13 protein-coding genes and 1 pseudogene are annotated in these 8,680 nt (G+C 34.5%); 5 read left to right on the forward strand and 9 right to left on the reverse strand.

What is annotated here, in order from left to right; translation table 11 throughout:
• Positions 1–128 precede the first annotated feature (128 nt).
• The 3 genes from KGF70_RS15730 (at position 129) to KGF70_RS15740 (ending at position 2,270) form a co-directional block, all read left to right on the forward strand.
• Entirely contained in the window at positions 129–392 is a 264-nt protein-coding gene (locus tag KGF70_RS15730) for an AbrB/MazE/SpoVT family DNA-binding domain-containing protein (protein WP_001748109.1), read from the forward strand.
• Positions 386–730: a type II toxin-antitoxin system PemK/MazF family toxin gene (locus KGF70_RS15735; RefSeq protein WP_001748110.1), complete on the forward strand. Its 345-nt coding sequence runs from the start codon at positions 386–388 to the stop codon at positions 728–730. The genes KGF70_RS15730 and KGF70_RS15735 overlap by 7 nt, the downstream gene beginning before the upstream one ends.
• A gap of 553 nt (positions 731–1,283) precedes the next feature.
• Complete coding sequence (locus KGF70_RS15740; RefSeq protein ID WP_041816341.1) at positions 1,284–2,270, forward strand: hypothetical protein; 987 nt, start codon at positions 1,284–1,286, stop codon at positions 2,268–2,270.
• Between the two features lie 214 nt (positions 2,271–2,484).
• On the opposite strand, the gene KGF70_RS17460 is transcribed toward KGF70_RS15740, so the two are convergent.
• Complete coding sequence (locus KGF70_RS17460) at positions 2,485–3,066, reverse strand: hypothetical protein (RefSeq protein ID WP_225083855.1); 582 nt, start codon at positions 3,064–3,066, stop codon at positions 2,485–2,487.
• A 21-nt stretch (positions 3,067–3,087) separates the two neighbouring features.
• Positions 3,088–3,213, reverse strand: coding sequence for a hypothetical protein (locus KGF70_RS17685; protein WP_257591854.1), 126 nt, complete (start codon positions 3,211–3,213; stop codon positions 3,088–3,090).
• Positions 3,214–3,337: 124 nt separating this feature from the next.
• Here KGF70_RS17685 and KGF70_RS15750 point away from each other — a divergent pair, with 124 nt between their 5' ends.
• The gene (locus KGF70_RS15750; protein ID WP_015474768.1) at positions 3,338–3,772 is read left to right on the forward strand and encodes a hypothetical protein; all 435 of its coding nucleotides are present in this window, start codon (positions 3,338–3,340) and stop codon (positions 3,770–3,772) included.
• A gap of 240 nt (positions 3,773–4,012) precedes the next feature.
• Here the strand turns inward: KGF70_RS15750 and KGF70_RS17850 are convergent, their stop codons facing one another.
• On the reverse strand, positions 4,013–4,387 hold the full coding sequence (locus KGF70_RS17850; protein WP_367115018.1) for an FRG domain-containing protein: 375 nt from the start codon (positions 4,385–4,387) through the stop codon (positions 4,013–4,015).
• An 81-nt stretch (positions 4,388–4,468) separates the two neighbouring features.
• Between KGF70_RS17850 and KGF70_RS15760 the strand changes: the two genes are divergently transcribed.
• Positions 4,469–4,672: a hypothetical protein gene (locus tag KGF70_RS15760; RefSeq protein WP_225367710.1), complete on the forward strand. Its 204-nt coding sequence runs from the start codon at positions 4,469–4,471 to the stop codon at positions 4,670–4,672.
• Here the strand turns inward: KGF70_RS15760 and KGF70_RS15765 are convergent.
• The 6 genes and pseudogenes from KGF70_RS15765 to KGF70_RS15790 form a co-directional block, all read right to left on the reverse strand.
• A complete protein-coding gene (locus KGF70_RS15765) occupies positions 4,652–5,047 on the reverse strand; it encodes a hypothetical protein (protein WP_041816336.1) in 396 nt (131 codons plus the stop codon). The genes KGF70_RS15760 and KGF70_RS15765 overlap by 21 nt on opposite strands.
• 12 nt (positions 5,048–5,059) lie before the next feature.
• The gene (locus KGF70_RS15770; protein ID WP_041816348.1) at positions 5,060–5,251 is read right to left on the reverse strand and encodes a helix-turn-helix transcriptional regulator; all 192 of its coding nucleotides are present in this window, start codon (positions 5,249–5,251) and stop codon (positions 5,060–5,062) included.
• A 154-nt stretch (positions 5,252–5,405) separates the two neighbouring features.
• Complete coding sequence (locus KGF70_RS15775; RefSeq protein WP_041816333.1) at positions 5,406–5,921, reverse strand: DUF536 domain-containing protein; 516 nt, start codon at positions 5,919–5,921, stop codon at positions 5,406–5,408.
• Entirely contained in the window at positions 5,914–6,849 is a 936-nt protein-coding gene (locus KGF70_RS15780) for a replication initiation protein (protein ID WP_031942334.1), read from the reverse strand. Before KGF70_RS15780 ends, KGF70_RS15775 begins: the two co-directional genes overlap by 8 nt.
• Before the next feature lie 717 nt (positions 6,850–7,566).
• Positions 7,567–7,780 (reverse strand): annotated as a pseudogene (locus tag KGF70_RS15785) (hypothetical protein).
• A 355-nt stretch (positions 7,781–8,135) separates the two neighbouring features.
• The coding region (locus tag KGF70_RS15790; protein ID WP_216786493.1) for a site-specific integrase at positions 8,136–8,680 on the reverse strand (545 nt) is incomplete at its 5' end.

Below are 8,680 nucleotides of genomic sequence, written 5' to 3' on the forward strand. Positions count from 1 at the left end.
TAAGAACGTTTGAATCTTTGATGGGTAAGACAACTTGTTGCATGTAAATGACCTCCAGTAAGAATATTTGCATTGTGTATCTACATGGGATATACTTGACTTGTAATAATAATTTAGGAGGGGAAAATATGGAACTTATTAAAGAACAAACACGCTTAGCAAAGTGGGGAAACTCGAAAGCTGCTAGAATTCCTAGCCAAATTATTAAACAACTGAAATTAGATGATAACCAAGATATGACAATAACCATTGAAAATGGATCAATTGTTTTAACACCAATAAAAAAGAACCCAACCAATATTCACGAACTATTTAAGGATTGGCAAGATGACGGGAAAAGGGATCACGAGCTTGATTGGGGAAAGTCAGAAGGTAATGAACTTCAATGGTAAGCCAAGGTGATATATTTTATGTTAACTTTAATCCAAGCCGTGGTCATGAACAGATGAATAAGCGACCAGCCATTGCGCTAAGCAATGATCTAGTCTGTCAGACAAGTAACATGACGATTGTGGCTCCAATTAGCAGTACCAAGCGTAATTTTCCAATGTATCATCGACTAACTAGTAGTCAAACAGTATATGGAAAAGTATTATTAGATCAAACCATAGCCTTGGATTTACGGGCAAGACATGTCACTGATGAAACTATTGTCGATCATGTATCGCGTGAAGAACTAGAAGAAATAATCACTTTGTACAAATTATTGTTTAGTATTGATGACAAATAGAAGAAGTCATTTTTAGTATATAATGACAAATAACCCCCAATATCTATATTATAGATATTGAGGGTTATTCTTTCAATGTTTTCGAGGGGTGATTTGTTAAAAATCCCCCCATAACATTGGAAACAGGAAACGATTTGAACACGGATAAGGCGGAAGAAATAGAAAAGGTTAGGAACGAGCCTAAAACGCCAGAAACGGCAAAAAAACGGCACTGGTGGCAAAGACGATAAATAAGGTATAATGAAAAAGTTGCCTATCCAATCTGCAACGGTTGGGAGGTGTAAAAATTGTTTACTTCTTTCTTTGCCCCACTTGCGGTTGCGCTGATAACAGCGTGGTTTACGGACTGGCTAAAACGGAAACGCCGCAAGTAAAATAAAATAGGCGACATTTAGCCCACTAAAAAAGCCCTTAGCAGTCGTAACCTGCTAGGGGCTTTGGTGTAAAAACGTTTATTCTTTCTTTGCGATTTCATTATAACATGAAACAAAAATGAAGTGCAAAGAAGTATAATGCAGTTGATTAAATAATTACTTTGAGAAGGTGTAATAGAATGAATTTACATGAAAAACAAGATGAAGTATATAAACATGAGAATAAGAAAGCCATAGGGTTTATAAAATTCAACCAAAAATGTGATGATCTCGTTAAAGGGCATTTTTTTCTAAAGTCTATTGAGAATTTTCGGGATAATGGAAGGGACAAAATAAAGGACGATTCGGAAGGTATTATCAAATTAACCAATAATGAAATGATTAAGTATGGCGAAATACTTAATGGCAAATCACAAACATATATTAGTAGTTTTACTGTGCTTTTTTCAGATGATTTTGATGATAAAGGGAAAATAAAGGAAACAACAGTTGATAAACTTTTAAACAAAAAAGGGAAAAAAGAAGATTTGGAAAAGAGAAATGCTGTTATATTCAATATTTCGCTGAATGATTCATTTGAAGCTATGGGACGTAACACGCCAGAATTTGTAAATTATGAGATTAAAAAGCCAAAGATGGGCATGGACAGAATTCAAAGATTTAAAACTAATAACTTTTTGTGTTGGAGAAAGAAAATAAATTCCACAGACCCAGATTTAGATGAAGATTACGTGAATGCGATTAAATCTTTAACGACGAAGAATTTACAAGGCATGAATACTAAAGAAATATTTAAAAATCAAAATTGGTTGGAAAAAATTGAAAATCAAATTAGTATTGGGCTTAAAGGGACGTATGTTTATTATGATGATAAGCCTTTAAATATGAAAAAAGATGTAATACTAAGCGAAATAAACGAAACTAAAGACATAGAAGTATACGAGAAGTATTTAGCGGAGTGTTTTGCAAGAAAAGCTAACAAGTATGGAGATCAACATGAGTATCGATTAATATTTTCAGAATTCAAGGAAACTGCTACAAAAGAAAATTTTGTTTTCCCAAAAGGAATAGAATTAGAATATCTTTTAAAATCAAAAGAATGGTATGCGAAAGAGGTCAAGAATAACGAAGTGGAAAATTTGTGCTTAGAAGATTTTAAAAAATAAAGTGGTATAGATTGTGTAATTTTGAAAAAACGGCGATATGTGAATGGAACTTAAAGGTTTGCGGCGAGTTTGTGATTTAGGGTCAATGCACAAGGGTGCGTGAAGCATTGGTACGGTTGTTAGTGTTGATAAGGTAGGTTATGTAAACAAGGAATGGTATATAAAAAACCTCTACTTGATTGTAGAGGCTTTTAAGTTAAATCTTATTTTTATTTTAACCATGGAAGTTACCAGTATATTGATTGACAGTAACATATGGATAATCATTAGTGTTAATTTCGTTGACCCAAACTTCCCAAAGTCCATTACCATAATATTTATAGTAATTAGGCGTTACCTTATAACCATTGTAGAGGTTATGTTCAAATGTAGTTACCCAAGCACCTTGTGGTCTAGTAGTAACAGTTCCAACTGCTGGTTGGGTAGAACTACTTGATTGTGCAGAAGAACTTGTTTGTTGATTAGTAGAGCTAGTAGCTTGTACTTGACTGCTAGAACTACTGGAAACAGAAGAAGTAGAACTACTTTGACTGTTTGTAGTAGAATTGCTTGTTGAACTAGCAGAAGAAGCAGAGCTCACCTCACTAGAACTAGAGGAAGTTTGACTACTTTTTTTAGAAGAAGTAGAACTGTTACTAGTCTTTTTTTTACTACTTGTTTGTTCAACTTTAGCAGAGCTGCTAGAAGTATTTGATTTTTGATGACCATTGACTGCCTTAATGATAAAAGATGCAGCAAGAACAATAACGATTAAGGCCCCCAAACCATATAGCCACCTTAATTTTTTTTTATTCATAACTGTACCCCCTTTTATCACCTATCCTAACATTCTAGAAATTAGACAGTTATAATTTGACCTGCGTAAATTTTGTTGGCGAAAAAGTTCTTTAACATCGCCATTTGATAATAGAGTTTTGGTTAAATCTTTGGCAAACTGTTCCATGGGGAATCCCTCCGTTTTGGTTTGGTTTGACGATTTAATCATACGGGGAAGGGATTCCCTTTTCAATAGGATTTTATTTATTTACACAAACTATTTTATACTCTCTTAGAAAGGACAAACCATAATGTATTTACTTTTACTTTTACTTTTTATTTTTGCATTCTTATACCTTATACCACAAAAAAAAGAAAAAATACTAAAAAAACAAAATAAGTCCTCTGCTTTTTATCATAAATATTCAGCTACTATTAAAAAATTCCGTTATATATGCCTTTTAGTGGGATTTTTTATTGTTGTGAGTGCGCTCTATACACTTATAATCAAAAAGGATTTACGTATTTCACTCATGTTTGAAGCATTACTATTTTTATTTGTATTCATACAAGTCCTAACACATCTTTTTGAACAAAAGTTATTTAAAAAATATACTTTAACGAAAAAATTACCACCACTCATTTCAAAAAAAGCAGAAATCCAAAAAGCTATTGGTTTATATGGATCTGCCGTATGTTCACTATTGTTAAGTTTATTTGCCCTTCTTCTCTCAATAACGGAGTAGTACCTCAACAGCCTTATAAGCAGCAAATTCTAAACATAAAAATAACTCCAGATTTAAAAACTCCACTAAATTAAAGCTGTATCTGTTTTTAACTATTTTATATCTCAAAAACAAGACATTTCAGGGTCTATAATATAGTTATAGTCCCTAATATAGGGACAAAGCTTATTTGAAAGTTTTTCTCAAACACATCATGTATTTTAGACTGTGCCACTATTATTCTCTGTTATAGGGTTTAATTTAGACAGTTCTAATGAACATATCTAACTTAAATAGATTGTGAGACACGAAATGGCCATTAAGGTATACCCTAATGGCCGTAAATCTCTTGGTGAGAATTATTTTTTGAGGTTCGTATTGCTGAGTTATCATATTTTGAATTATAGAAATAGAAGTTGTTTCAGGAAAGGGCTGAAACATGAAATAACCATGTTGTGCTTTAATTCGGGGATTGATTTGGGAAGGAGTTACAAACAAGCATTCTGTAAATAATTTTGTAAAGTCAGACGAATCACTACACGTTGCAAAATATAAGGCCACAAAAAGACAAGACGTAACGTCTAACAATCTTGTATGCAAACCGTAGTGTTGCATACATGCGCAAGTATTCATCATTGGGCGACCTATAAGGGTGACTACTTTACAGCTTATTCCTACTGGCTAATCTTCGTTTATTGGTTAGCGGGATTGCTGCTAATGAATCAGGACTTAAAGGATAACTTTAACCAGTTCTTATTTACCAGTGGTTTTTCACGTCAGCGGGTTTATTGGACAAAGCTCCGCCAATCTTTAGTCGTCCTATTAGGAATTTCAATCGTTACGATTGCCGTGCAGTACAGCTTGTATTGGTTAATGAAGCCTCACGGTGTTAGCTTTACACTAGCTTTGCCCCTTTCTTAGAATGGCAAAAGCAATAATGAATGCAATTAGTGAACCTGACAATAATAATATGGCAAAAATACCGGTTCCAGCTGTATTAAGATTTAACAATATGCAAACTAGTCCAACTAAGTCAACCGAAATAATACCTACGGTAGCTGTGAACAGACCATGTTTATTGGTATAGTCTTTCGCAATAAGCATGCTTCTAACACCTGAAAGGAACAGGGTAAAAAATAGTACGCCTAAAATTGGTTGCCGCATTACATAACTTGTGCCATGAGTTACATAATCAAAAAGTACAATTACAATTAAAACCGATGTCTGAATGTAAAAGAGAAATGAATCCGAACGTACTCTTGCAGCTTTTAATCTTTCATCAGTAACTTTTTTCATAAATATCATCTCCTATTCATTTGTTCCAAAAAGTGAATTCAAATCTGTGTTTAAAGCATGACAAATCTTTTGACATAGTGCTATTGTCGGATTATATTTTCCCACTTCTATTAAATAAATAGTTTGTCTAGTAACCCCACAAGCCTGAGCCAATTGCACCTGAGTTAAGCTAGCTTTGTGTCGAAAACATTTAACATTATTCATACCAATCACCTCAATTTCTAGGGCCTGTCTCAAAAATACTAGCTTCTGACATCTTAGCTGATACATATTCTTCAGAGGTTTTAGTAATAAGATCCGACAGTTTTGAAGTTAACATTATAAGAACACTATTCATAAGGTCTCCATACTTCCAAGATTACCAAAAATGCCACCAATTTTTATTGCTTTTATTTTTATACACGTCCTCTTCTGAGGTACTATTTTGTCGTTTCTGAAATGGCTCAGAAGTTTCAAGTAAGCCACTTGTTTTTTGAGCATGGGCTTTTAACTCTCTATTTTCTTCTACAGTTGTTAATTGCAGTTGTTGTTGCTGATCTATTAATTTTGTTAGATGCTCTATTTGTTGGTCTTTGGTAGTAAGTTGTTTGTCACGTTGAGACTTCAAATCTGCTACTTCTCTTCTTAGAGTGGCGACTAGCTCATTATTTTCTTTGTTGGTCCTTGTCGCTTTTTTGTTACATGTTTGTTGGTTATTTGCTACCAAAGGCTTTGCTATCTTGTCTTTGATAATCCTTTCAGCTGTAGGACTAATCATGTTTGTACCTTGAATATCTTTTTGTCGGTTCTTTGCTGGTAGTCTTTGGTAGTGATATTGAATAGTTTGTTTAGAGACCTTCAATTCATCAGCAAGTTCTCTAATAGTTTTAGGCATGATTTCCAAATCCCTTTCGAAGTTCAGCAAGTGCTTCTTTTCGTGCTTGATCTCTTATTTTTTTATCGTGCTCGGCCTGTTTATCAGCCAATGCTTGTTTCTCAGTAGAGCCTAAAGTTAGCCCCTTAACCTTGTCAATGGCGCGCCATTTTTCCTGTTCTGTTAATTCACCATTATGCTGAATGTTAAAGAGTTTTTGACGTTCATCTTGAAATTGACCTTGTGAGAAGTCGTTAGCGTCTTTCTTTTCAGGCTTCCAAGTAAAAGAATACCCAATCACTGGTTTCCCGCGGCCTTTACCATATTTTTTTCTAACCGTTAGGCCTCTAAAAAGAGGGGTCAATTCTTCTCTGATTGGTTTAAGAACGTATCTATCAACGTCTCCCGGTTTTTTCCAATAACTTTTAGGAATATCAAGTAACTCAAAAAAATCTTCTTTTGATAAAAAAGCATAACCGGTTGTTCTGAAACCTTTTAACAATCTAAAAGCGGTTTTAGCATAACTGCTTCGAAGATCTCTAAATTCCGCTAAAGCATATCTAACCCACGTGTCTAAATTATTAAGAAGTGGCAAAGCATCTTTATATACTTCAATGTCTATATAAGGAGAATCAGCTTCACCAACAATTCTGAATTTAGTAAACATAACAAACATTTCTCTATTTAATCCAGATTTACTACGTCTTCCAAAATGAAGTCCCATTAACTTTTCATAAGTTCTTTGAATATCATCTTCAAAGCGATTATTTGCAGTCGGTTTATAGTTGCTCAAATCTTTAAGTTGTTCAAAAGAAAATCTAACTGTCTGATCTCCCTTATCACGCATACGAGAAATAATTGAAAAAAATAGATTCATTTCAATAGGGGTGAATTTACGTAACGGAATGGTATTAAGTTCAGGATCATATTTTATAAGTTCATTGCTCATAATCACACCTCCATAACTATTATATAAAATCAACGATTTCTTATCAACGATCACCATTAAAAACCTCGTTGATAAACAGACAAAACCTCGTTGATAAACAGACAAAACCTCGTTGATAAACAGACAAAACCTCGTTGATAAACAGACAAAACCTCGTTGATAAACTTCTATAAGCCTTGGGAGAGTAAGCCTCAAGAGGGGTCTAAAAGAGGTTTAAAAGAGGTTTATAAAAGAGGTTTAAAAGAGGCACCACTGTACAAGATCAAAATCTAAAACAAAAACACAAAGGAGTGAGCCAAAAAACAGGCTCACATTAAACTCCAGTCGCTATGCTCCTTGCGCCTCACTCTGTTCGTTGCCTAAAAGGTGTGGCAAGCCACGTTTATTCGGGCGCTGACGCCCCGTACCCCGTCCAAGCTGAACCAGCTTGACCGCTTTTTCACTCGCCGTTAGGCAGGAAAGCAAAGTTTCTATAAAACTTTGGCTTTCGCCATTTCAGTGTTAAGACTGGTTTAGAGCTGTCAATTCCTTATGCTCCCACGCTACGCTCGTCCGCTACCATTGACAGCAAACAGTTAGTTTCTTTGAATCTTAACAAGAATCTAACTGCTATATTCGTTTTTAAGGGCCTTATTTCTCATTTCTAGCGATTTTGAGACTGTTTATATATATTTATACCAAAGCAAAAATAAAAAGCCTCAGCAGGCTTTTAGAGGGCTAAATAACGAAGCCAGGACGATTAATAATATCTTCTTGTCTTTTTTGCAAAATATAAGTGTATAAGGAATCATACAAATTCTTTTTAATCTCGTCAGGTTCATTGACAGAAGCTTCAAACAATTCTTGAATATCAACTTGCCAAGGATCAGCAAGTATTTCATCAATTTGGTTTTAATACTTTCTTTTCGTCCATCTTAATGACTCCTAACATCAAAATAATGCTTTCAGTTTAAATTCACAGATCTTACAGCACCGTTATTCAAAATTTGTTACCAAGCTTATAAAGATTATCTGCTCAAAGCAATTAAAAAATTTTGGCTTAAAACAGCGTAATCTGCAACACTTTTTAAATATTTAAAACATAGCAATCTTAGTTAGGTGCAAACATAAATTGAATTAAAAATACAGTCAATTCAACCATGGCAGAAATTGATTCTATGGTTATCAGCAGGCCGAGTGAAACGAGGTCAATGCGCACTTATACATAGAATTTATTCTATGTTGTGCTAGGCCCATTAAAAGCCTGTATCAGAAGTCGCCGTTGGCGACAACAAAATCAAACCAATTTACCCAAAATCAATTTGGTTCAACATGTTTTCTGTACTTGCTTGATCCAAGCCTAAATAAGCTAAAGTCATTGATTCACTTGAGTGATTTAGTAAGTGCATGACTAGGCCAATATTGTAATTTGATTGCGTGTAAACACGATAAGCCCCGGTTTTGCGCATCGTATGGGTACCTAGATAATTAATTCCTAACAGATCGCCAACCTTGCTCATAATTTTGTAGAACTGTTTTTCCGTGATATGTCGCTCGGGGTGTTGAATGGAAGGAAAGAGCCATTCAGATGCTAGTTTATGATCAAGCAGCCATTGACGATACAATAAGAGTTCTGTTTGAACTGGTTTAAGGTACAAGGTATTAGGCTTACCAGTTTTTCGATCATGAATGAACGCATTTTGTTTAATAGAACCGTCCAGATTAAAAATATCGGTCTGTTTTAAACCCATAACGTCACTCACTCGCAGTAGCGTCGCTTTACCAACTTGAAAAATCGTATAGTTACGTCGGCCAGCTTTAAAGTTATTGAGTAACGTATCTTGAACCTCTT

Source organism: Lactiplantibacillus sp. 7.2.4, from assembly GCF_018991185.1.
GTDB classification, from domain to species: domain Bacteria; phylum Bacillota; class Bacilli; order Lactobacillales; family Lactobacillaceae; genus Lactiplantibacillus; species Lactiplantibacillus pentosus.

Coding starts and splice junctions, on each gene's coding strand:
- KGF70_RS15775 (WP_041816333.1), bottom strand. CDS start 5,921: ATGCCTAAAACTATTAGAGAACTTGCTGATGAATTGAAGGTCTCTAAA.
- KGF70_RS15730 (WP_001748109.1), top strand. CDS start 129: ATGGAACTTATTAAAGAACAAACACGCTTAGCAAAGTGGGGAAACTCG.
- KGF70_RS15765 (WP_041816336.1), bottom strand. CDS start 5,047: ATGAAAAAAGTTACTGATGAAAGATTAAAAGCTGCAAGAGTACGTTCG.
- KGF70_RS15750 (WP_015474768.1), top strand. CDS start 3,338: ATGTATTTACTTTTACTTTTACTTTTTATTTTTGCATTCTTATACCTT.
- KGF70_RS15770 (WP_041816348.1), bottom strand. CDS start 5,251: ATGAATAATGTTAAATGTTTTCGACACAAAGCTAGCTTAACTCAGGTG.
- KGF70_RS15740 (WP_041816341.1), top strand. CDS start 1,284: ATGAATTTACATGAAAAACAAGATGAAGTATATAAACATGAGAATAAG.
- KGF70_RS15735 (WP_001748110.1), top strand. CDS start 386: ATGGTAAGCCAAGGTGATATATTTTATGTTAACTTTAATCCAAGCCGT.
- KGF70_RS17460 (WP_225083855.1), bottom strand. CDS start 3,066: ATGAATAAAAAAAAATTAAGGTGGCTATATGGTTTGGGGGCCTTAATC.
- KGF70_RS17685 (WP_257591854.1), bottom strand. CDS start 3,213: ATGGAACAGTTTGCCAAAGATTTAACCAAAACTCTATTATCAAATGGC.
- KGF70_RS15760 (WP_225367710.1), top strand. CDS start 4,469: ATGAATCAGGACTTAAAGGATAACTTTAACCAGTTCTTATTTACCAGT.
- KGF70_RS17850 (WP_367115018.1), bottom strand. CDS start 4,387: ATGATGAATACTTGCGCATGTATGCAACACTACGGTTTGCATACAAGA.
- KGF70_RS15780 (WP_031942334.1), bottom strand. CDS start 6,849: ATGAGCAATGAACTTATAAAATATGATCCTGAACTTAATACCATTCCG.